Here is a 23,003-nt window from a genome sequence, read left to right on the forward strand (position 1 = left end):
CATGGGATGCCGGCCAGCGGCCGGCACTCCCCATATCTGGCCGGTACATCCACGCCATGCGTGGAGGGCTGTCCAGTAGATCCACGCCATGCGTGGATGGCTGTTCAGTAGATCCACGCCATGCGTGGATGGCGGTTACAGCAACGCCACCAGCAGCCCGGCCACGGGCAGCGCGATCGCCAGCGGCGCGATCCATTTCGGCCGGTACGGGTACAACCCGAACGACAGCACCACGCCGCCCACGGTCATCACGCCCAGCCACAGCACCGGGCCCATGGCCCAGCCGTGGTCGACCACGCACAATGCGAACGCTACCGTCAGCAGCACCCAACCCAGCACCCGCCACTGCGTGCGCCGTGCCGGGGTGGCTGCAGCCTTGCCGTGCAGGTCGTGCTGGTGCTTCTCCATCGCCAGCGACAGCGAGGTGAACGGAGAGAACGACAGGGTCAACGCCAGCAGCATCATGCGCTGGCCTCCGCTTCGGCGGTTTCTGCAGCGTCCACCGGGGCCTTGGGCGCCGCCGCCGCCGCTGCACGCTTCTTCTTCTCGGCCGCGCTCAGCGGTGGTGTCCAGCGCTGCATGCGCCAGCCGCACAGCGCCAGCATCGCGCCGAACGCGATCATCGACAGATCAAAGCCAGCCAGCACCCAGTCGCCATTGTGCAGGGTGTTGCCCAGGTGCGCATGCGTGGTCAGTGCATTGACCACCGGCACCAGCGCGAACGCAGCCGCACCGAGGTACAGCTGCCAGGCCCACATCATCCGCTTCGGCCAGATGAAGGCGGCCAGCAATGCCGCACCCCAGGCATAGAAGAAGGTGTTGGCCTCGGCACTGGAGCGCTCGGCGATGTCCAGCGGCAGCAGGCGGTTGCCCCAGAAGTACGCTGCAAAGGCGATCGGCAGGCCGGCCACGGTACCGATGTTCAACGCATCGACCAGGCGCAGGCCGAAGCCTGTGCGGCCACTCTTGGCGTGCTTGGGCCGTTCCTTCACCGCCCACAGCACCACGCCGCTGGCCACCATCAGGCAGCCGACCAGTCCGGACAGGAAGAACAGTGCACGCAGGCCCCAGTCGGCGAAGCGCGCCAGATGCAGGCCGTACAGCACGCCGCGGGTGGCGGTGGCGCCACCGGAAGGCGGTGTTTCTTCCAGCAGCGTGCCGTTGACCATGTCGTAGCGCACGGCCGGGGTATCGGTGGACAGGCGCTTGCCGTCACGCTGGCGGATGTCGATCACTGCATTGGCCGCGCCCGGGTTGGACACGGTGAAGCCGGCCACTTCCACGCCGTGCCAGTGTGCACGCGCGCTGTCCAGCAGCTGCGCGATCGGCAGCGGGGTGGCGCGGCCTTCGGCAGGTGCGGTCACCTCCGGCATGCCGCCGAAAGCTTCGCTGAAGAACTTGTCCTCGTCCTGCGGGTAGGCCACCTTCACGCCCCACGGCAGGTACATGATCATCAGCGTGACGATGCCGGTGTAGGTGATCATCGCGTGGTAGGGCAGGGCCATCACCGCGCTGACGTTGTGGAAATCGAGCCAGGAACGCAGGCCCTTGTCCTTGCGGAAAGTGAAGAAGTCCTTGAAGATTTTCTTGTGGGTGATGACGCCGGTGATGATTGCCACCAGCATGAACATCGCGCAGAAGCCGACCAGATAGCGCGCCCACAGCACCGGGATGTAGTGCAGGTCGAAATGCAGGCGGTAGAAGAAATCACCGCCGCGGGTCTCGCGGGCCTTCAGCGCCTGCCCGGTGTTCGGGTCCAGTGTGGCATCGCCAAAGCCCCCTCGACGGCCACGACTGGGATCGGCCAGCTCCGGCGGCAGCCGCCAGAACATCTGCATGGCCGGGTTGCGCGGTTGTGGCAGGGTGACGAACCAGTTCTCGGCCTGCGCAGCGTTGGCCTGCAGGTAGTCCACGGCACGCTGCGCGGCCACATCGATGCTGACGTTGCTGGAGGGCAGTTCCGGGCGCATCCAGCGGCTGATTTCCTCGCGGTAGTAGCTGGCCGTGCCGGCCATGAAAATCAGCAGCAGCAGCCAGCCGACCAGCAGGCCGGTCCAGGTGTGCAGCCAGGCCATCGACTGGCGGAATCCATTCTTCATGCCCAGGCCCCCAGCATGCGCGCGATAGCTGCCATCAGCAGGGTGGGGGCGAGGATGCCGACCCACGCACGCAGCGCACTGCGCGTGGCGAACGCCCACAGCGCCGCGCAGGCGGCCACCAGAATGGCCAGCAGCATGCCGGTCAGCACGGTCTGGCCACGTGCGCCGGGCAGCGCCACCGCGCAGAACACGCTGGTCACAGAAGCCAGCGCGTAGCCGCCGAAGATCGCCGCCAGCGAGCGTGACAGCACGCCCCAGCGCGGGTTGGAGAAGAAGGTGCGGGGGCTGGCGGTTGCGGGCGAGCGGTCCACGGCGTTCCTGCAGGTTTCAGTGAAAAGGAACCGGCGCACCGCAGCGCGCCGGGGTTGGCCATCCGTGGCCGGGCACCGGTCGCAGAACCGGTGCCATCCATCGAGGGTCAGAGCTTCCAGCGCAGTGTCATCGTCACATTGCGCGGTTCGCCCCAGAACACGCCGTCATAGAAACCGACGCGGTTGTAATACTTCTTGTCCAGCAGGTTGTTCACGTTTACCTGCGCGGTGAAGTTCTCGTTGAAGCGATAGCCCGCCGACAGGTTGAGCAGGTAGATGTCGCCCTGTTCGATTGCCACGCGGTCGCGCTTGCCGCTGGTCAGGAAGTCCGCACGCGGCTTGTTGCTCAGGCTCCAGATACCGCTCTGCCAGGTGGCGCCACCGCCCAGCCAGAAGCGGCCTTCAGCACCGCCCGGTCGCCAGCTGGCGTTGAGGCGGAACAGATCGACCGGGACGACGGTGTTCTGGCGCACGCCCTGCGCATTGCGGCTGACGGTGTGGGTGAAGCCGGCCGCCAGGTTCCAGTTCTCACCAAGGCTGCCTTGTGCTTCGATCTCCCAGCCCTTGACCTTGTTGCCCTTGCCGGTGGAGCGGTAGGCACTGACCCCACCCGGCAGCGAGTTTTCCGGCACCGAGTCATCGAGCTCGGCAACGTTGTCCTTGTGGCCCTTGAACACGGCCGCGGAAGCATTCAGCAGACCGTCGAAGAACTCGGCCTTGACGCCGGCCTCCCACATGTCACCGACCACCGGTTCGAGGTAGTTGTTGTCCCGGTCACGGTAGTTCTGCGGCTGGAAGATGTCGGTGTAGCTGACGTAGCCGCTGAAGTAGCGGTTGAAGTCGTAGATGAAGCCAGCATACGGAGTGAGCGAGTCGTCCGGCTTGTAGCCGCCGCGACGCGTATCGGTCAGGCGACCGGCGGCGTCATGGGTGTAGTTCCAGGTACGCGTTTCCCAGCTGCCGTAGCGCGCCGAGCACCGCGGTCAACGGATCGGCCAGCTGCAGGCGCGTCGCCAGATAGGCCGCGCGCTGGCGCAGTTCGTCTTCAGAAGCCAGATAGCCCAGGCGGGTGACCTGCAGCGGCGCGACGTCGCCGTTCCAGCGATGCCAATCCGGTACACGGGTGTAGCTGTCCGGGTAGGCAGCAGTGTCGGTGGCAGGCACTTCACCCTTGCGCACCGATTGGCCGAAACCGAGCACCAGCTCGTGTTCCCGGCCGAACAGCCGGAACGGACCGCCAACGTTGAAGTCGAACACCTGCATATCGCCGTTCTCGCCGAAGCTGCCGACGAAGGCGCTGATGCCGCTGCCATCGGCATTCGGGTAGCCGGAGGCCCCGTACCACACCGCACCGTCGGTTTCGCGCTTGGAGCGGGTATAGGCGGCCTTGGCGGTCCAGCCGTTGCCCAACTGCTGCTCAAGGCGTGCGAATGCGCTCTTTTCGATGATCGGCCAACTGCTCCAGCGGGCGGACAGGTTGGTTGAGCGCGGCAGGTTGGCGGGCTGGCCATCGGACCCCCAGTACGGCACCACGCCCCAGGTCACGCCAGTGGTGCGCGGCGACTGGTATTCGTAGCCGGCCTCGAGCAGGGTCGTGTCGGTAATGTCGGCCTGGACGATGCCGTAGAACACGTCCTTGTCCAGCTTGTAGACATCGCGGAACGAGTCACTCTGTTGTTTGGCCGCCACCACGCGCGCGCGGATGCGGCCGTCGAGTGCAACCGGGCCACCGAGGTCGGCCTCCAGGCGCTGGTTGCCCCAACGCCCGAGGGTCAGGTTGGCGCTCATCTGGAAGCTGTCGGTAGGACGCTTGCGCACGAAGTTGATGGTGCCCGAGGGATCGCCGGCACCGGTGGTCAGGCCGGTTGCGCCGCGCACCACTTCGATGCGGTCATAGATCACGCTGTCGGTGTTGGTCTTGATGTACCCACCGAAGGTGTTGAGCATCCCATCGACCTGGAAATTGGTGATGTTGTAGCCGCGCGAGACGTAGTTGATGCGCTCACTGTCGGTAACCGATACCGCCACGCCGGTGACCTGGCCCATCACATCGGACAGCGAGAACAGGCCCATGTCATCCAGGCGCTGGCGGGTGACCACGGTCATCGACTGCGGCGTCTGGCGCAGCGACAGGCCGAGCTTGGTGGCCGTGCTGGCACGCTTGACCGTATAGCTGTCGACGATATCGCCGTCAGCGGTGACCTGGACCGTATCCAGCGTGCGCGCGGAAGGATCGGCAGTGCCGTCGGCGTGGGCCAGCGGGGCGATCATCAGTGCGGTCACGGCCAGGGCCAGCAGAGTGGGATGAGGGTGGTTCAACGGCATTGCCATCGGTGCGATTCCATGCAGGACGAAACAGGCGATGGAATGCGCAGACACAGCAGCCATGCGCTTCGCGCACGTCGCCCAGCGAGTCCCATCGACGGTGCGCCACCCGCTTGGTGCGGGCGACCCGGTAGTCGGGGGATGTACACGGGCGAAGGGGCGGGTGGGTGCGTGCTTCCGTGCCCCGCTTGGCTAAGCGTACAACCGATCGGCAAATGATAGGCATTCGCATTTCGTTAATCAAGCGTGACGAATTCCGTCTCCACGCAGGGCATGGATCGACTGCCGGATGGGGTCCTAGAACCTGAACACCACCGTCGCGGCGTGCAGCAGCAGGCCGATCAGGCCACCCACCAGGGTGCCGTTGAAGCGGATGAACTGCAGGTCGCGACCCACGCTCAGCTCCAGCTGCTCGACCAGATGCCGTTCGTCCCAGCTCTTCACGGTCTGCGCGATATGCGTGGTCACGCCTTCGCGCAGGCGGCCGGTGAGGCGCTGGGCGCCCTCCAGCAGATGCTGGTTGAGCGCGTCGCGCAGGGCCGGGTCGGCCTGCAGGCTGGCGCCGAGCGAACCCAGGCTGCGCTGCAGGTGGCCGACCAGCGCTGAATCCTCACGCTGCAGGTCAGCACGCAGGCTGGCATGGATGCGCGCCCACAGCCCCTGCACGTAGTCCTGCAGGGCCGGGTGGTCGATCATTTCCTGCTTGAGCTGTTCGATGCGTTCGGCCAGGGCCGGGTCCTCGCGCAGGCGCTGCACGTAGTTCTGCAACCAGGTCTCGTAGTCCTGGCGCAGCGGATGCTGCGGCTCAGCCAGTACCTGCTGCAGTTCTTCCAGCACTGCCCGCGCCAGTCGCTCGGCCAGGCTGTCGCCGATCTCGTCGATCGGCTTGACCCAGTTCACCGTGCTCGACAGCGTCGGCCACTCGCGCTGGATGTAACGCACGATCAGCTGCGAGGCGCGCTCCTTCACTTCCGGCTGCTCCAGCCAGCGCCCCAAGCGCTGCAGGCCCTCGTCCAGCACGCGCTGGTGGCGCCCATCGGCGGTCAGCAGGGCCAGCAACTCACCGGCGGTGGCGGCGGCATTCCACTGCCGCAGCTGCTGCACCACGAAGGCGTGCAGCTGCCGACGCACGGCGGTTTCGTCGAAGAAGTCCAGTGCCTGCAGGGCCCAGCCGCGGGCCATGTCGGCCAGCATCCGCGAACGTGCAGGGTCGGCCAGCCAACTGCCGAGACGGCTGGCCGGGTCGAATACCTGCAGCTTTGCCAAGAGGACCTGTGGTTCAAGGAACTGGTCGCGCACGAACAGGGCCAGGCTGTCGCCGATGCGTTCCTTGCTGCGTGGGATGATTGCCGTATGCGGGATCGGCAGGCCCATCGGCCGCCGGAACAGCGCGACGACCGCGAACCAGTCGGCCAGTGCGCCTACGGCCGCTGCTTCGCAGAAGGCCGAGACCCAGGCCCAGATGCCGCGCTCGCCCTGCCAGTGGCTGACCGCGAAACCGGCCAGCATCAACAGCAGCAGTCCCAGCGCGAGGGCTTTCAGGCGCCGCAGCTGTGCGCGGCGCGGATCGTTGGCAGACGTCATGCCGGAAGTCTAACCGGCACGGCATGAGCATCTGGTAGTGCCGGTCGCTGGCCGGCATCCGCAACGCACCCGGAACGTTCATGGGGTTGCCGGCCAGCGGCCGGCACTACCCGTTGGTTCAGAGCGCTTCGAGCTGCTTGCGCAACGCCGCCAGCTGCGCGCGCAGGGTGTCGTTCTCGCGGGTCAGCGCGACCACGCGGCGGCGCAGCGCCGGGGCATCCTCGCCCAGCTGCTCCAGCGCCGACAGCACCTCGGCGTCGCGGCTGGCGATCTGCTCTTCGTCCGCTTCCTCGAAGTCCATCTCGGCTGCTTCCGGCTTCTGTGCGCGCGGCTTGCGCTTGGACTCGCGCACGCGCTTGGCGGCCTGCTTCAGCTCATCCTTGCCACCGGCGGCAGCGGCGCGCTGCTCGTCTTCCGGCAGGTCGGCCACGGCAGCGGCAGCGCTGATCGAGATCACGCCGGCCTTCACCGCTTCCACCACCTCGGCCGCGGCCTGGGCGTGGATGCGTTCGATCATGCCGACCTGGCTGGTGCTCAGCTTGGCCTCGCGGGCCAGCTCGGCGCGGCTGATCTTCGGTGCCGGTTCCCACGGCGGGCCCTCCTCGCCGGCATCCTCGGCGACGTCGGCGGTGCCGTCGCTCTCGCGTTGCAGCTGCGCCTGCTCGATCTGCTTGCGGGCGGCCAGGATGTCGCGCTTGCGCAGCGCCAGCACGCCGCGCTGGAAGTCGGACACGCTGCGGCGGCCCAGGTGCTGCTCGATCATCCACAGGTGCACGTCTTCCATGCTCTGGAAGCGGGTGTTCTGCACGGTATTGAAGGGCAGGCCATGCTTCTGGCAGATGCCGAAACGGTTGTGGCCATCGACCAGCACATCGCCCCACAGCACCAGCGCATCGCGGCAGCCTTCGGCCAGGATGCTGCGCTCCAGCGCGTCATGTTCGTCCGCGGTCAGCGGGTCGATGTAGGCCTTGAGTTCTTCTTTGACGACGATATCCATGGGCACGGCAGCGAGCAGGAGCGGAACCGCCCATTGTACCCGCTCGCCACCGCCGGCCCGGGCTCAGGCGGTGGCCCGGATCATCTCGCCCAGGGTGCCGGTGATCTGGTCGATCTGTGCCTTGTCCACGATCAGTGGTGGCGACAGCGCGATGATGTCACCGGTACAGCGCACCAGCAGCCGGCCGTCCTGGAAGCAGCGCCGGAATACCTCGTAGCCACGGCTGCCGGGGGCATCGCGGCGCGGCGCCAGCTCGACCGCGCCGACCAGCCCGAAGTTGCGGATGTCGATCACGTTGGGCAGGCCCTGCAGCGCATGCAGCCGTTCCTGCCAGTATTCGCCCAGCTCGATGGCACGCTCGAACAGGCGCTCCTCGGCATAGACCTCCAGCGTGGCCAGCGCCGCCGCACAGGCCAGCGGATGCCCCGAGTAGGTATAGCCGTGGAACAGCTCGATGGCCTGTGGCGGTGCCTGCATCAGGGTTGCATGCACGGCGTCGCTGGCCAGCACGCCACCCAGCGGCACCGCGCCGTTGCTGACCGCCTTGGCGAAGGTCAGCAGGTCCGGAGTGACTCCGAAGCGCTGCGCGGCGAAGGGCATGCCGACCCGGCCGAAGCCGGTGATGACCTCGTCGAACACCAGCAGGATGCCGTGGTGGTCGCACAGCTCGCGCAGGCGCTGCAGGTAGCCGGGCGCGGGCAGGATCACCCCGGCGGAACCGGCAATGGGCTCGACGAATACGGCGGCGATTGTCGAGGCGTCATGCAGCGCGATCAGTCGCTCCAGGTCGTCGGCCAGTTCCGCGCCCTGGCGTGGCAGGCCCTTGCTGAACGCATTGCGCGGCAGGTCCAGGGTATGCCGCAGGTAGTCCACGCCGCCCAGTTGCAGGCCGAACGCCCTGCGGTTGTTGGGCAGCCCACCCAGCGCCATGCCGCCGAAACCGACCCCGTGGTAAGCCTTCTCGCGGCTGATGAAACGGGTGCGCTGGCCCTCGCCACGCTGGCGGTGATAGGCCAGCGCGATCTTCATCGCGGTATCCACCGCCTCGGAACCGGAGCTGGTGAAGAACACATGGTTGAGCGGGGCAGGCGCCAGTGCGGCCAGCCGCTGCGCCAGTGCGAAGGCCGGCGGCGAGCCCATCTGGAAGGCCGGCGAATAGTCGAGGGTGCGTGCCTGCTCGACGATGGCCTCGACGATGCGCGGGCGGGCGTGGCCGGCGTTGCAGCACCACAGGCCGGCGGTGCCGTCGAGGATCTGGCGGCCGTCGACGTCCTCGTAGTGCATGCCTTCGGCGCGTACCAGCATGCGCGGCGCGGCCTTGTACTGGCGGTTGGCGGTGAACGGCATCCAGTACGCGTCCAGTGACTCGGGGCGCTGGGTGGCCAGGTCGTGCAGGTCGCTTTCGGGACGCTTCATGCCAGCTCCATCGGGTCCGATGCGACGAATGTAGCGCAGCCGCGTCACGGTGGAGTCGCGGCGGTCCCGGTATAACCAAAGCTCGTTGACCGCTGGAGCTTCCCATGGCCGATTTCCCCGACCGCAGCCACTGGCAGGCGCTGTCCCTTCAGCTCTCGACGCCGGGCCAGGCCTTCATCGATGGCCGTTATGTCGATGCTGCCAGCGGCGCCCGCTTCGACTGCATCAGCCCGATCGATGGTCGCGTGCTGGGCGCGGTTGCCGACTGCGACGCGCAGGATGTCGAACGCGCGGTACTGGCCGCGCGGCGCAGCTTCGAGGCGGGCCACTGGTCGCAGGCGAGCCCGGCGCATCGCAAGCGCGTGCTGCTGGCGCTGGCCGCGCTGGTGGAGAAGCACGCCGATGAGCTGGCGCTGCTGGAAACCCTGGACATGGGCAAGCCGGTGCGTGACGCACGCCGTATCGACCTGCCCGGTGTGGTGCGGTGCCTGACCTGGACCGCCGAAGCGGTGGACAAGCTGTATGGCGAGATCGCGCCGACTGGCCCGCACGAACTCGGACTGGTCACCCGCGAAGCCGCGGGCGTGGTGGGGGCCATCGTGCCGTGGAATTTCCCGTTGCTGATGGCCTGTTGGAAGATCGCGCCGGCGCTGGCGATGGGCAACTCGGTGGTGCTCAAGCCTTCGGAGCGGTCGCCGCTGAGTGCGCTGCGGCTGGCGGCGCTGGCCGCCGAGGCGGGTCTGCCGGAGGGCGTGCTGAACGTGCTGCCGGGCCATGGCGCGCGTTGGCGAACCGCTGGCCCTGCACATGGACGTGGATGTGTTGGCGTTCACCGGTTCCACTGCCACCGGCGCGAAGTTGCTGGAGTATTCCGGGCGATCCAACCTCAAGCGGGTCTGGCTGGAATGCGGCGGCAAGAGCCCGCACGTGGTGTTCGCCGACGCTCCCGATCTGGACGCGGCGGCCAAGGCCGTGGCGCAGGGCATCTTCTTCAACCAGGGCGAAGTCTGTACCGCCGGGTCGCGCTTGCTGGTGCAGCGCTCGATCCGTGAGGATTTCGTGCACCAGGTGGTTGCTTATGGCCAGCACATGCAGCCGCAGCATCCGCTGGACGCCGACGCGCCGATGGGCGCGCTGGTGGACGCCGCGCATCTGGACAAGGTGATGCGGGATATCGCACGCGCCGAAGCTGAAGGTGCCCGCCTGCTGCTGGGCGGGCATCGTGCCGAGGTGGAGGTGGGTGGCAGCTATGTGCAGCCCACGGTGTTCGACCAGGTGCGCCCGGAGCAGGCCTTGGCACGCGAGGAAGTGTTCGGGCCGGTGCTGGCGGTGCTCGGTTTCGACGACGAGGCCGAAGCCGTGCGCGTGGCCAACGACAGCCGCTACGGCCTGGCCGCCGGTCTCTGGACACGCGATCTGGGCCGCGCGCATCGGGTTGCGCGCCAGCTGCGCGCCGGCAGCGTCTGGGTGAACGGCTGGGATGGCGGCGACATGACCGCACCGTTTGGTGGTTACAAGCAGTCCGGCAACGGCCGCGACAAATCGCTGCACGCCTTCGACAAGTACAGCGAGATCAAGGCAACCTGGATCCAGTTGTAACGACGCGGCTGCTTGACCGCTGTTCGCTATTTGTAGAGTCGAGCCTTGCTCGACTGCTTTTCGTTCTTCGGTAGAGCCGAGCCATGCTCGGCTGCATCTCGCGAAGAGCAGTCGAGCATGGCTTGTATGTTCCTCCCGGCTCCTACGAGGTATGTAGGAGCCAGGGTGGAGGGACCGTCAAGCATGCATCTGCGGATACTAGCCGACAGACGAGTCGAGCGATCCCCATCCCGCACACGAACGTCGATAAAGGATCGTACGGCCCCCAAAGGGGATCGTCGATGTAGGCAAGCTAACGTCGGTGCGGTACCACCCCAGCCCCTTAAAGATAGCTGGGAGCCGTACAAATGTCTGATTCTCTCGATATTGGCGTGGACGTGGACTCCAAGGAGTTCGTACCGGCAGTGGCCGACCGCAAGGCCGGCGACAGGATCGCCAACACCCGGGCCGGCATAGCCCAGTGGCTCAACACCTTGCCCCAGCGATGCCGGATTGGCATGGAGGCGACGGGGCGGTACTACGAGTTGTTGGCTCGGATGGCTGGCCAGGCAGGCCACGTTGTCTATGTGATCAATCCACGTCTGATCAAGCACTACGGCCGGGCGACGGGCTCGCGTGGCAAGACGGACGCCATGGACGCCGAAGCGATCGCCCGGTACGTGAAGAAGGAGAACGATCGCCTGCGTGAATACGTACCGCGTACCGACGAGCAGCAACAGATGCACGATTTGCTGCGCAAGCGGCAGACGCTGGTAAAGACACGCGCGCGGCTGGAGCAATCCTTCGGGGTAAGCAAAAGTGCCCCCGGGGAGCTGTCAGATCTGTTCTGCGCTCTGGCTGGGACGCTGTCCGAGCTGGAAAGCGAACTGCAGCGCTTGGGTCGCGATGGAGAGCATGGCACGCTCTACAAGCGCCTGTTGACCATCCCTGGTATCGGCCCCGCTGTCGCCGCTCACCTGATTTACTACATGACGCGCTGGCCGTTGGCCAACGCCAACGCGTGGATCGCCTGCACGGGCCTGGATCCCCGGCCCAACGAGTCTGGCGGCAGAACGGGACGGCGTCGGCTGTCCAAACAGGGCGCGCCAGTGCTGCGCCAGATGCTCTACATGGCCGCAATGGGGCTCAAGCGGTGTCGCCAGGGGCAACCGCTCTACGACGAGCTGTCAAAACGCGGTCACCCCAGCACCGCCGTCTTCAACATCCTGGCCAGAAAGCTGGCCAGGATCGCCTGGGGTGTCTTCAAAAGCGGCCGGGACTTCGATCCGGCCATGCTGAAGGTGGGTCAAGCCTGCTTCCAGCAGGCTTGACCACGAACATAGGATCTCGACTCTACATAAAGCATATAGCCGTCGAGCTACCGGCAGCGGGCACTCACCTGCAGCACTGCCACACGCAACATGTCGCGGTCGGCTTCTTCGACGGCGTTCTGGAAATAGTCCATGTCCTGCTTGCCCAGCTCGCACGGATCGACGATGTATCCCGGTGGCCACAAACCCAGCAGTTGCGCTACGCCATGCAGGATCTGCTCCGGCGTCATCTGCCGGCGGATCCGGAAGTAATTGCGGCGCGGCGCGAATGCCGGGTGTATCTCGCGGCGACCAATAAGGCGCGGAGCGACACCCGCAGCGCTGATGCCGTCGCCACCGTCGATGCTGCCCGCCGGGAGGCCCAGGATCAGCGGCGCCATTGCAGGCGATTCCTCGAACGCGGGGGTACTGGCATCCGTAGGTGCCGCCGGGGGCGGGCGTGGCGCTGTCGATGCGGCCGGGCGCGCTGCCTCTGCGGTGGGCTGCGCCGGGCGCGGTTGCGCCGGCACGGGCTGCTTCGGTGGCAGCCAGTACAACGTCATCCTGGCGCCTTCGTCGCTGCGCAGCGTCATCCTGCCACTGCCCAGCAGCCACACTGCCATCAACCCATGCACCAGCAGCACCATCAGCCATGCCGCCATGCGCGGCAGCTTCGGCGAATCGGACCACGACAGCGCGACTGCAGTCATCGGCAAAGCATCCATGCAGGGACCGGTGGCGCAGCCTAGCGGGTGGCCCGAAAAATTCCGTTGGCATCGGTGTCGGCTGAAACCATCGCCCCGTGCGGCCACCGGCCCGTGGCAGAATCGGGCGATCCGCCGTTACCCGTGTTGCCGATGTCGACGATCACCGCTGCCGCGCCGTCCGTGAATTCCCCCAGTCGAGTCCTGCTGGCCAGCCTGATCGGCACCACCATCGAATTCTTCGATTTCTACATCTACGCCACGGCCGCGGTGCTGGTGTTCCCACACCTGTTCTTCCCGGACAGCAGCGAACAGGCGGCGCTGCTGCAGTCACTGGCGACCTTCGCGGTCGCGTTCATCGCGCGTCCGGTGGGCTCGGCAGTGTTCGGCCACTTCGGTGACCGTATCGGTCGCAAGGCCACGCTGGTGGCCGCGCTGCTGACCATGGGCCTGTCCACGGTGCTGATCGGTTTGCTGCCGACCCACGCGCAGATTGGCCTGTGGGCCCCCGCGCTGTTGGCGCTGTGCCGCTTCGGCCAGGGCCTGGGGTTGGGCGGCGAGTGGGGTGGGGCAGTGCTGCTGGCCACCGAGAACGCACCGCCGGGCAAGCGCGCCTGGTACGGCATGTTCCCGCAGCTGGGTGCGCCGCTCGGCTTCCTGCTGTCGGCCGGCATTTTCCTGGTGCTCGGCCGCTGCCTGAGCCAGGACGACTTCCTGCAGTGGGGCTGGCGTATCCCGTTTGTGGCCAGCGCACTGCTGGTCGGCCTCGGCCTGTGGGTGCGCCTGAACATCCACGAGACGCCCGATTTCAAGAAAGCGCTGGAGCGCAAGGCGCCGGTGCGGCTGCCGATGTGGACGGTACTGCGTGACCATCCGGTGCCGATGCTGCTGGGCACTCTGGGCGCGTTCGCCACCTTCGTGCTGTTCTACCTGATGACGGTGTTCAGTCTAGGCCATGGCACCGCGGTGCTGGGCTACAGCCGCGAGCAGTTCCTGCTGATGCAGATGGCGGGCATGCTGTTCTTCGCGCTGGGTATCCCGCTGTCGGCGCGCTATGGCGACCGTTGGGGCACGCGACGCACGATGATCGTCGCCAGCGTACTGATCGTCGGTTTCGGTGTGCTGTTCGCGCCGCTGTTCCAGCCGCACAGCCCGTGGCTGGTCACTGGCTTCCTGTGCCTGGGCCTGTTCCTGATGGGCCTGACCTACGGCCCCTGCGGCACCTTCCTGGCCGAGATCTACCCGGTGGAGGTGCGCTATACCGGCGCGTCGCTGTCTTTCAACCTGGCCGGCATCCTTGGCGCGGCACCGGCGCCGTACCTGGCCACCTGGCTGGCCGAACGCTTCGGCCTGGTCGCGGTGGGTTACTACCTGTGCCTGACTGCGGTGGCGACCCTGTGCGCGCTGGTGGCACTGCACCGGCGCGCCTTGAGGCTCAACCAAAGAAGCGCTTGAGCGTACGCCCCAGCCAACCGCCCCCTTGGTGCTCGCGGGCGAACTGGTTCAGGTGCGCCTTGACCTGTTCGGCATAGGCCTGGTCATCACCGCGTATGTGATTGAACAGCCAGCGTGAGAGCATGGTGCGCAGTTCGTCGCTGATGTCCTCGCCGGCCTGGAAGCGCATGCGGTATTCCGATACCCGCTTGATGAAGACCTCATGCACGCGCTTGTGCGCGGCACAGAACGGGTAGCCCGCTTCTTCCATCAACTCTTCTTCGAACGCGAAGTGCGACATGGTGTAGTCCACCACCTCGTCGATCACTTCACCCACCGCCGCACGCTGCATGCTGGCCTGGGCCACGTGCAGGTGGTTGAGCATTTCGATGATGCGGCGGTGTTGTTGGTCGATCACATCGATGCCGATGTTCAGATCGTCCTGCCAGACCAGTAGTGCCATCCCCGGCTCCCCTTCATGCGTATGTCGGGGCCGACTGTAGAGCCGCCGCGCGGGTGCGGCGTTGATCTGGATCAAAGCGGGCCGGTCAGGGCAGGGCGGGCTCGCGCGGGCGCAGCGGGCTGGCCACCGTGGTGCAGCTGACCCGGTTGCGGCCACCGGCCTTGGCCAGGTACAGCTGGCGGTCGGCCTCGGAGATCAGCCGGTGCAGCGCATCACGCTGCGGGCGCAGGCAGCACAGGCCGATGCTGACCGTCATGCGAAGCGTCGCGGTGCCAATGTCCACTTCCAGTGCGGCGATGCGCTGGCGCAGCTCCTCGAAGTACTGCAGTGCTTCGTCCTGTTCCATGTCCGGCACCAGCAGGCAGAACTCCTCGCCACCGAAGCGTGCGATCAGGTCCTGGCTGCGTGCATGCGCGGCCACCGCACCGGCCACCGCGCGCAGCGCATCATCGCCGGCCTCGTGGCCGTGAGTGTCGTTGATGTGCTTGAAGTGATCGATGTCGATCATCGCCACCGCCACGCACTGGCCATGCAGCTGCAGCTGCGGCAACTGGCGCTGGCTCTGTTCCAGGAAGCAGCGGCGGTTGGGCAGGCCGGTGAGGAAGTCGCGGGTGGCCAGGTCCTGCAGGGTGCCGATCAGTTCCAGCTGGTCCACGTTCTGCGAGACACGGCAGAAGAATTCCTCGCGCGAGAATGGCTTGCGCAGGAAGTCGTTGGCACCGTTCTTCAGGAAGCGCGGGATCAGCGATGCGTCGGTGTTGCCGGAGATGCCGATCACCGCCACCTTGTCGCGCGAGCGCAGGGTACGCAGGCGGCGGGTGAATTCCACGCCCTGCATGCCGGGCATCTCCTGGTCGACCACCGCCAGGCGGATCGCCGGATGCGCCTCGATCGCGGCCAGGCCCTCGTTGCCATCGGCCGCTTCGTGAACCTCGTGGCCGTACATGCGCAGCAGGGCGGCGGCATAGCCACGCGCGGACGGTGAATCGTCCACCACCAGCGCCGCGATGCGGCGGTTGCGTTCCAGCCGCTGCACCAGCCACACCAGGTAGTCGATGCTGCCGGGGGTGTTCTTCAGTACGTAGTCGATGATCTGCTGCTGCAGCACGCGCTTGCGCAGGTCCTCGTCGTACACGCCGCTGACCACCACGGTCGGCAGGTCACGCTTGAGGAAGAACTCGACCACGGCATCGCGGTCGCCATCGGCGAGCACCAGCCCGGTCAGTACCAGGAACCAGCCGCCCCCCTCGCTGAGCAGGTGGTCGGCCTCGGCCAGGGTGGAGGCGATCACCACCGGCAGTTCCAGGCGTTGCTCGATGGCTTCGCGCAGCATGCCGGTGAACGCACGGGAATTTTCGACCAGCAGGATCCGCTGTGGCAACGGATCGGCCAGGTCGCCATCGACGGCGGCCTGCGGCAGGACGGGCATGATGCGGTGGCTCACGAAGGAGGGCTCGGCACGGATAGCGGCGGTTTCGGGTGTAACTTTAGCCGCTCATGCAGCGCCCGGCGTACATCATGCCGCGGAGAATGGAGCTAGGCGAACTCTTTGCTTCGCGCTCTGCCCCCCTGGACCAGGGACGGCAGGGATTCGCTGAGTATGATCGTGATTCGATGGTGACGACATAGCAGCACGCCGTCGTAAGCAATCAGGCGTCCGCCGAGCCGATCAATCAGTGCAGCTTCGGTGGCCGACGTCAGTGGACGATCGCGATCCAACAGTGCGATGTTCAACATGATGCCGTGACGCTGGCCGAGCCGGCCACAACGTGCCTGGATGTGTATCTGCCCCGGCTCATGACTCAGCATGACCGGCACTGCATCGATCAGTAGGCGATAGGCTGATAGTTGCAGACCCACGCTCAACTGGCAGGGGTCGCCGGAGAACTGTGGTCGATTCATACGGCCGGTGGAGTTCCAACCGTCCCGTACGCCGCTGGCTTGCAGGCTGAGGTAAAGCCCGATCTGCTCAATTGCAGTCGGGTAGATCATGCTGGCCTGTTGGCGGAATTGCCATGAATGCGTTGCAGATGTCTGAACCAGATCTGCCGCGATATCGTGGTGACCATGGGTCTTGAGCCAGTCAACAACACCTTGCACCGACATATCCATGCCGTCACCAATTGATTTCAGCTCGAGCGCCCGTGAACGCAGAGCCTGCTCACCGGCCAGGTACGAGGCGCGCCAGCTTTACTGTGTTCCGGCCACTATCTTCATGCTCTTGGTACTTGCGTTGATAGTGGCTGATACCAGATCCCAGTGCGAGCAGCGCGACGCTTATTACGCAAAGGCTCTGCTGCGTAGAGAAGGCTCCGAGGTCAAACGAAGCGGGTAGCCCAGTGCTTGGTGTAGATGCGAGCACGATCAGATTCAGTAGCGGCACTGCGATTGCCGCGCCGCGCCAACCGTGCAGGAAGGCAAGTGCGATTGCCGGGAGCGAAGCCATCAGGACGAGTTGCTCACGGGTGGTGTTGGCCGTAGCCGGTGTCAGCTTCATTGCCAATCCAAGCACCATGATCAGCGTGATGGATGTGGCGGTGAAAGCAACGAAGCGGGTGCTCCATCCTGGTTCGGAGTGACGCCGCAGCCAGAGCAGTGCCAGTGGGGCAAGCGTAAGGATACCGGTGGTTTGGCCCAGCAAAGTACGTCCCACCCGTTCGAGCATCATTTCCGGGTCTGGGCCAGGCCACAGCAGACGCGCAAGTCCCATGTTCAGCAGGCTGACTGCAATGCCTGCCGAGAACGACAGGGAGAGCAGCCACAATCCGCCCGCGGTAGGGACATGTCTGCGATGGAAGCGCACGATCAGCATTGCCAGAGGCATCAGCCCAATTGAGCCAAGAATGACCCATGCCAGTCCGTGGGTTGTCGCCATTGGCATGCGGATCTGTGCGAAATAGGCGTATTCGCCAAGCAGAAGGTACGGCCATAGGCGCACAGGTACCAACAGAAGTGCAGCAATCCGCACGCCCGCAGGAAGATAGAACTGGTCAAGTGACAGTTGCCGCGTCACCAAACACGCAGCCGCATATAGGATCGCTACCGCGAATCCTTCTGGACGGAAGCGAACGTCTACCTGTATTCCATCCTTCCACCAGCTCACTTCACCCTCCCGGGTCGGTTGGGACGCTCGGTCCCGCGTATGCGTGGCCTGCCCAGCACAGCACAGCGGCTTCGGCAGATAGCACGCCGTGCAACGGAAAAATGGAGAATACACACGGGGGCCGGTCGGTGCGATGGCACCCCCGTGGGGGCCTCGGTATGCTGGGGATGCTCCGGCCTTGACGCTTGCAGCGGACGATTTTATCCGGGCATGAAGTGGCATGGCGCTCTTTTGCCGCGGTCAATGCGGAATTACCCGGATGCAGTAACTCAATCAAAAATGGAGATGCCTGTGAGATTTCCCCGATTTTCCGTTGCGGCGACGACTGTAGCTCTGCTATCCATGCCCATGCTGGTTTCAGCATCCTGCTGTACAACGGGGGGCAATGGTGTCCAGATGGCCAGCGCCGGTTTGGGCGAACGCCAGCCGGTCGCCATCAATCTAAGCTTGGATCCGGCTTGGTTTGTCTATGCCTTTCAGCGCGATGGTGTGACCTACTACCAGGTCAATGATCCTTCGGGCCAAGTGGTTTTGATCATCGCCAACATCGATTCCACTTTCTGGACACTGCCGGCCGGAAATTCGTCTGTCCGTGTCTCGCTACCTTCGCAGCGGCTGGCGATGCCGGCGACGGCGCGTAGGCATCTGGTGTTCCAAGCGTCGGACTTCTCGTTGGCTGTCCACGGTGAAGGGAAGGGAGCAATCTGGTCCGTCGAGACGTCCCCCAGCGAAAAGTGAAAGACCGTAGATGGCAAGTAGAGTGCCCGCGGTGGTCCAGAGCCGCTGCGGGTACGCTTCGCTGCCGTTGCTGATGCGAACTGGCGGGGCTTTGAGTCAGTACCTGACCGGCATGTCAATCGGAGCATCCACTCGCGGCGGCGCGCTGTCCCCTTGCATTTCGTAGTGGGTATCACGCATCACCATCCGGATCCGGTTATCCAGGCAGCTGACTGTGCCAGAGTAGGCCTGTGTACGTGCTGAGAGACGCTCAATTGCCAGATCGACAGTTCTCGACGACAACGTGCTCGTGCGATCGAGCAGCGAAGCTGTGATCAATATTCCCTTGTGTTGACCCACGTGTCCGCAACGTGCACGGAGCTGGATCTGGCCCCGTTCTTCCTTGAGCAACAGAGACATGGACTCGGCAAGGACGCGATAAGCGGCAAGCTGTAAACCCATGCTCAGCTGGCAGGGATCACCCTGAAGTACGGGGCGGACCACTCGGTGGGTCTCTTCCCAGGCCTCGCTCAGCCCGCCTGCCTGAAGAGCAACGTAGAGCCCAGCGTGCTCCAGCTCAGTCGGGTAGACCATGCTGGTCAGCTCGCGGAACTTGCGCGAGCGTGAGGAAAATGTTCGCAGAAGATCGATTGCCGGGCCTTCCTGGCCATGTGTCCTGAGCAGCTTCAGGGTTTCATCAAGGGCTGCTTCAATATCGTCGGCTACCCTGCGCAGGCCCAGTGCCCGCTCGCGCAGATCCATCTCACTGGCCAGGTGGGCCGAGCGAGAGAAAACCACTGTCTGCGGCTCCTGTAGCTGAACCGTTGTGGGCGCACGCTGATGATAGTGATGAGTGATGCGTGAGCCCAGAGCCAAGAGGGTGGTACCCGTGATCGCGATGATCTGTTGCGTGAAGAAGGTTGTCTGGTCGAACGAGCCCGGTAGTCCGGTACTGGGCATGGTTACGCTGAGAATTATGTTCATCAGCGGTACGCCCACAGCAGCACCTCGCCATCCATGAATGCATGTCAGCGCAATTACGGGCAAGGTCATCAACAGCTGCAATATGGCTCGTGCCGCATCATCACGCGCACCGGCCGTGGCGATGAGAATGCTGAGAGCACATAGAGCGCTGAGCGCCGTGATGGTAGGGCGCAGCCGCCAGGTAGACCAGTCGTAGCCGCCACGACGGCGGAGCCACAGCAATGCAAGTGGTGCCACTGTCAGGATGGCGATGTAGTCACCCAGCACAAATAGCGCTGCATTCGTGTAGAAGGGCATGCTTGGCGGGACCGGCCAAAGCACGTGGGACAGTCCCAGCTTGAGAGCGCTGGCGACCAGTGCTGCGGATGCTGCAACGGAAAGCAGCCAGCTTTCACTGGTCGATGCCATTGCCTTGCGGTGGAGGTGGACGATCAGCGCCACCGCAGGTATCAGACACGCCGATCCGAGGATGACCCAGCTTATCCCGTACTCTTCGATCATTGGATAACGCAGCGGCGCGAAATAGGCGTATTCACCAAGAATGAGATACGGCCAGAGCCTGGGCGGACACAACAGCAGTGCGGCCACGCGAATGCCAGCCGGCAGGAAGAACTGATCAACGGAGAAGTGACGGGCTCCCCAGCAGGCGAAGGCATACAGCGCAGCAAGAGCGAGGCCGACAGGTCGTATACGGAAGCTCAGTTCAAATCCACTTTTCAACCAACTCAAGCCCAAGCCTCCCTTGCTCGTACCGCGTTATCGCAGTCCTGGCGACACTGAATGTATCCTTCAGGCCCGACAGTATCTGTTGATGCCGATGGGCGCAATCTCGTAGGCGGCGGAGGCGTCAGGCGGTCTTTCGCCAGCCGTGAACACGCCGCCATTGGATGTCACCAAGCGGCTGTGAAGTCCGTCGCAGTTTTCTGATTTGGGTATCAGATCCGTGAGGGTGGGCCAATCGGGTCGAGCGGGTTGTCCCGACCGGCTTCACGAACCGGGTAGGCCCCGGTCTGGGGAGCGCTTACCGCTTCGATGAGGCAGATCCGGACGCGATTGCCTTGGCATTGAATCGTGCCGCGATATGCGAGCACGCGGCCGGCTAACTGGTCAGTGGCCATGATCATCGTCGCCTGCGAAAGGCGTCGGCGTGGATCGAGCATGGCTGCAACGAGCAAGATTCCTTGCTGTCGGCCAAGGCGGCCACAGCGCGCTCGCACGGTGAGTTGACCGGATTCGTTGCCAAGCAGGATGGACACTGCCTCGACGATCGAGCGATAGGCTGCCAGCTGCAAGCCAGGGCTGAGGGCGCAGGGATCGCCCATCAACCAGGGTTGATTGATCCGGTGGGTATTGCCCCAAGCCTCACGCACTCCACCCGCCTGCAAGGCCACGTACAAGCCCAGCCGTTCCAGGGCGGCGGGATAGATCATGCTGGCCTGGGCCCGGAACAGGCGTGAATGCACCTCCGAGGTATGCCGCAGGCTGTCGGCCACGGCGTGATGGCCCTGCGCATGCAGCCAGTTCACCATTTCGTTCAGCGACAGGTCCATGCCATCGCCCAACTGGCGCAGATGGGCCGCGCGCTCACGCAGGTCCATCTCGCTGGCCAGATGTGAATTCCGTGCGAGCTGCAGGGCCGTTCTGCCATCTTCCTCGCGCAACCGGTGCTGGTTCTGGAAGTGGGTGATGCGTGCGCCAAGCAGCAGGAGGGCGATGCTGGCGATGGCCATGGCCTGCTGGGTAGCGAAAGTGGCCGGGTCGAATGCCGTCGGATGGTCGGCGGGGGTGCTGACGCCAAGAATCATGTTAACGGCGGCGACACCGATGGCCGCACCGCGCCATCCCAGCAGGCAGGTCAGGGCGATTGCGGGAATAGGCAGGATCAACAACAACTGCAGCGAGCCAGGCGCCGTGATCGAGGCAGGTACCGGAGTCGCCTGCAGGCCAATGACCAGCATGGCTCCGACGGCTCCGACGGTGGCCGCAACAGACCGGACCGTCCATTGTTCCTCGGCGCGGCGGATCCACAGCAGTGCCAGAGGCGCCAGGATCAGGATGCCGGTGAAGTCGCCCAGCGCATAGCGCAACAGGTTGGTGACAAATGACGCGTTATGCAACGGTTCCCAGAGCAGGTACGAGATTCCCAGGTTGAGCAGGCTGATGACCGTCGCGGCGCATACCGCAATGGAGATCACGCCTAGGATCGTGGTGCGCGCCAGCAGCTTCCGGTGCAGGCGCACGATCAGCATCACGGCAGGCATCAGGAACACCGAGGCGAGGATCACCCAGGTCAGGTTGTATTTGCTGATCAGGGGGATGCGCAGATGCGCGAAGTAGGCGTACTCACCAATCAGCAGGTAGGGCCAAAGACGGGGCGGGCACAACAGCAATGCGGCCACCCGCACGCCGGCAGGCAGGAAGAACTGGTCCAGTGACAGCTTGCGCGCACCCCAGCAGGCGAGGGCATAGAGCAGCGCCAGCGCCAGCCCTTCGGGGCTGACCCGTATCCTCACCAGCAGGCCGTCTTTCCACCACTGCATCCACGTGCTCCCCAGCTCCTGCGCCGATTATGTGGCGGGGAAGGCCCCGCTACCACAACGCATCCCGCAGCTTGTACCACGACATCGCCGCCACCAGCAGCGGCGTGCGCAGCAGCCGGCCACCGGGGAAGGGCGCATGCCGCAGGCGCTGGAACACGTCCAGACGCTCGCTCTGGCCGGCAATGGCGGCGGCGATCACCTCGCCGGCCAGCCCGGCGGCGGCCACCCCATGGCCGGAGAACCCCTGCGCGAAGTACAGGTTGCCGTCCAGCCGGCCCCAATGCGGGGCGCGGTTGCGGGTAATGTCCACATAACCACCCCAGACCTGGTCCAGTGCCACGTCGGCCAGCTGTGGGAACACCTGGTGCATGCGCCGTTGCATCACCCCGCGCAGGCCCGGTGGGGGCAGGGCCGAGTAGCTGGCGCGGCCGCCGAACAGCAGCCGGTGGTCGTGGCTGAGGCGGAAGTAGTCCAGAGCCCATGCGGTGTCGGCCACGGCCATGTTGTTGCCGATCAGCGCCCGGGCGCGTTCAGCACCCAGCGGCTGGCTGGCGCCGATATAGGTGCCCACCGGCATGATCCGCCGTTCCAGCTCGGGCAGCAGGCCCTGCAGCCAGGCGTTGCCGGCCACCACCAGATGCGCAGCGCGCACGCTGCCCTGAGCGGTATGCAGGGAAGGCTGTGGTCCCCGCTGCACGCGGGTCACCGCGGAGTTCTCGTGGATCACCACGCCGGCCGCGCGCCGCATCGGCCAGGCCGCGTGCATACGCCAGCGGTTGCAGGTGCGCGCTGAGCGGATCGAACATCGCGGCGCGGTAGCGCGGGCTGTCCAGCTGCGCGCGCAGGGCATCACGGTCCCACCATTGCATCGGGTAGTCGTAGTGGCGCTGCAGGTGCTCGCAGTTGGCCAGAAGTTCACGCTCATGGCGTTCGCGGATGGCGACGCTGGCATGGCCTTCCACCCAATGGCAGTCGATGCCGTGGCGATCGATGCGGGTGCGCATCGCCTGCACCGCGTCACGCGACCAGTCGAACAGGTGGCGCGCATCGTCGCGGCCGAGCTGGCGCTCCAGCTCGTCCACCTCGCAGCCATAGCCCACCAGCGCCTGGCCACCGTTGCGACCGGACGCGCCCCAACCGATCCGCTGCGCGTCCAGCACCACCACGCGCTGGCCACGCGTAGCCAGTTCCAGTGCTGCGGTCAGGCCGGTGTAGCCCGCGCCAAGCACTGCGACATCGGCCTGCACATTCCCCTGCAGCGAGGGAAGTGCGGGCGGCTCGGGCAAGCTGGCGGCGTACCAGCTGGGCGGGAAGGCGGCGCTCATCGCAGGCCTTGCGGGCGCAGTACGGACGGGCGGAGCGGAGGAGGGCGATCAGCGTTCACGCGCTTAGTTTCGCCGATGCATGACGGCCGTGGTGTGACGGCGACGACTTGCCG

18 protein-coding genes and 2 pseudogenes are annotated in these 23,003 nt (G+C 65.4%); 4 read left to right on the plus strand and 16 right to left on the minus strand.

What is annotated here, in order from left to right; genetic code table 11:
- Positions 1-135: 135 nt before the first annotated feature.
- The 8 genes from ACZK2V_RS07265 to aptA form a co-directional block, all read right to left on the minus strand.
- A complete protein-coding gene (locus ACZK2V_RS07265) occupies positions 136-465 on the minus strand; it encodes a DUF3325 domain-containing protein (RefSeq protein WP_486323058.1) in 330 nt (109 codons plus the stop codon).
- The gene (locus ACZK2V_RS07270) at positions 462-2,099 is read right to left on the minus strand and encodes a PepSY-associated TM helix domain-containing protein (RefSeq protein WP_049423316.1); all 1,638 of its coding nucleotides are present in this window, start codon (positions 2,097-2,099) and stop codon (positions 462-464) included. Before ACZK2V_RS07270 ends, ACZK2V_RS07265 begins: the two co-directional genes overlap by 4 nt.
- A complete protein-coding gene (locus ACZK2V_RS07275; protein WP_049423314.1) occupies positions 2,096-2,410 on the minus strand; it encodes a DUF3649 domain-containing protein in 315 nt (104 codons plus the stop codon). The genes ACZK2V_RS07270 and ACZK2V_RS07275 overlap by 4 nt, the downstream gene beginning before the upstream one ends.
- A gap of 107 nt (positions 2,411-2,517) precedes the next feature.
- Positions 2,518-3,321: a TonB-dependent siderophore receptor gene (locus ACZK2V_RS07280; protein ID WP_486323312.1), complete on the minus strand. Its 804-nt coding sequence runs from the start codon at positions 3,319-3,321 to the stop codon at positions 2,518-2,520.
- Positions 3,322-3,334: 13 nt separating this feature from the next.
- Positions 3,335-4,741 carry a TonB-dependent siderophore receptor gene (locus ACZK2V_RS07285; RefSeq protein WP_486323059.1) on the minus strand — a complete coding sequence of 469 codons (1,407 nt, stop codon included), beginning with the start codon at positions 4,739-4,741 and terminating at the stop codon, positions 3,335-3,337.
- 291 nt (positions 4,742-5,032) lie between these two features.
- Complete coding sequence (locus ACZK2V_RS07290; protein WP_049423310.1) at positions 5,033-6,319, minus strand: DUF445 domain-containing protein; 1,287 nt, start codon at positions 6,317-6,319, stop codon at positions 5,033-5,035.
- Between the two features lie 118 nt (positions 6,320-6,437).
- Positions 6,438-7,316 (minus strand): hypothetical protein, encoded by an 879-nt coding sequence (locus tag ACZK2V_RS07295; RefSeq protein WP_049423308.1) that lies wholly within the window; start codon positions 7,314-7,316, stop codon positions 6,438-6,440.
- 63 nt (positions 7,317-7,379) lie between these two features.
- Positions 7,380-8,732, minus strand: coding sequence for an omega-aminotransferase AptA (aptA, locus tag ACZK2V_RS07300; RefSeq protein WP_486323060.1), 1,353 nt, complete (start codon positions 8,730-8,732; stop codon positions 7,380-7,382).
- 104 nt (positions 8,733-8,836) lie between these two features.
- On the opposite strand from aptA, the pseudogene ACZK2V_RS07305 reads away from it, so the two are divergent.
- Positions 8,837-10,331 (plus strand): annotated as a pseudogene (locus tag ACZK2V_RS07305) (aldehyde dehydrogenase).
- 404 nt (positions 10,332-10,735) lie between these two features.
- Complete coding sequence (locus ACZK2V_RS07310; protein ID WP_486322547.1) at positions 10,736-11,641, plus strand: IS110 family transposase; 906 nt, start codon at positions 10,736-10,738, stop codon at positions 11,639-11,641.
- Positions 11,642-11,688: 47 nt separating this feature from the next.
- On the opposite strand, the gene ACZK2V_RS07315 is transcribed toward ACZK2V_RS07310, so the two are convergent.
- Complete coding sequence (locus ACZK2V_RS07315) at positions 11,689-12,330, minus strand: hypothetical protein (protein WP_486323061.1); 642 nt, start codon at positions 12,328-12,330, stop codon at positions 11,689-11,691.
- 147 nt (positions 12,331-12,477) lie between these two features.
- Between ACZK2V_RS07315 and ACZK2V_RS07320 the strand changes: the two genes are divergently transcribed.
- Positions 12,478-13,779, plus strand: coding sequence for an MFS transporter (locus tag ACZK2V_RS07320; protein ID WP_032127882.1), 1,302 nt, complete (start codon positions 12,478-12,480; stop codon positions 13,777-13,779).
- Here the strand turns inward: ACZK2V_RS07320 and ACZK2V_RS07325 are convergent.
- The 4 genes from ACZK2V_RS07325 to ACZK2V_RS07340 form a co-directional block, all read right to left on the minus strand.
- On the minus strand, positions 13,760-14,221 hold the full coding sequence (locus ACZK2V_RS07325; protein ID WP_004151683.1) for a bacteriohemerythrin: 462 nt from the start codon (positions 14,219-14,221) through the stop codon (positions 13,760-13,762). The genes ACZK2V_RS07320 and ACZK2V_RS07325 overlap by 20 nt on opposite strands.
- An 85-nt stretch (positions 14,222-14,306) precedes the next feature.
- Positions 14,307-15,650, minus strand: coding sequence for a diguanylate cyclase (locus ACZK2V_RS07330; protein WP_486323313.1), 1,344 nt, complete (start codon positions 15,648-15,650; stop codon positions 14,307-14,309).
- A 107-nt stretch (positions 15,651-15,757) separates the two neighbouring features.
- A complete protein-coding gene (locus ACZK2V_RS07335; RefSeq protein ID WP_486323062.1) occupies positions 15,758-16,333 on the minus strand; it encodes a hypothetical protein in 576 nt (191 codons plus the stop codon).
- 49 nt (positions 16,334-16,382) lie between these two features.
- The gene (locus tag ACZK2V_RS07340) at positions 16,383-17,324 is read right to left on the minus strand and encodes an MASE1 domain-containing protein (RefSeq protein WP_486323063.1); all 942 of its coding nucleotides are present in this window, start codon (positions 17,322-17,324) and stop codon (positions 16,383-16,385) included.
- 396 nt (positions 17,325-17,720) lie between these two features.
- Here ACZK2V_RS07340 and ACZK2V_RS07345 point away from each other — a divergent pair, with 396 nt between their 5' ends.
- A complete protein-coding gene (locus ACZK2V_RS07345) occupies positions 17,721-18,062 on the plus strand; it encodes a hypothetical protein (protein ID WP_223224650.1) in 342 nt (113 codons plus the stop codon).
- 96 nt (positions 18,063-18,158) lie between these two features.
- Here the strand turns inward: ACZK2V_RS07345 and ACZK2V_RS07350 are convergent, their stop codons facing one another.
- From ACZK2V_RS07350 to ACZK2V_RS07360, 3 genes and pseudogenes are all read right to left on the minus strand, one after another.
- Positions 18,159-19,754: an MASE1 domain-containing protein gene (locus tag ACZK2V_RS07350; protein ID WP_053091061.1), complete on the minus strand. Its 1,596-nt coding sequence runs from the start codon at positions 19,752-19,754 to the stop codon at positions 18,159-18,161.
- A gap of 206 nt (positions 19,755-19,960) precedes the next feature.
- The gene (locus ACZK2V_RS07355; RefSeq protein WP_049423291.1) at positions 19,961-21,565 is read right to left on the minus strand and encodes an MASE1 domain-containing protein; all 1,605 of its coding nucleotides are present in this window, start codon (positions 21,563-21,565) and stop codon (positions 19,961-19,963) included.
- 49 nt (positions 21,566-21,614) lie between these two features.
- Positions 21,615-22,890: pseudogene (locus ACZK2V_RS07360) on the minus strand (NAD(P)/FAD-dependent oxidoreductase).
- Between the last annotated feature and the right edge of the window lie 113 nt (positions 22,891-23,003).

This window comes from Stenotrophomonas sp. 93052_Sma, from assembly GCF_056481145.1.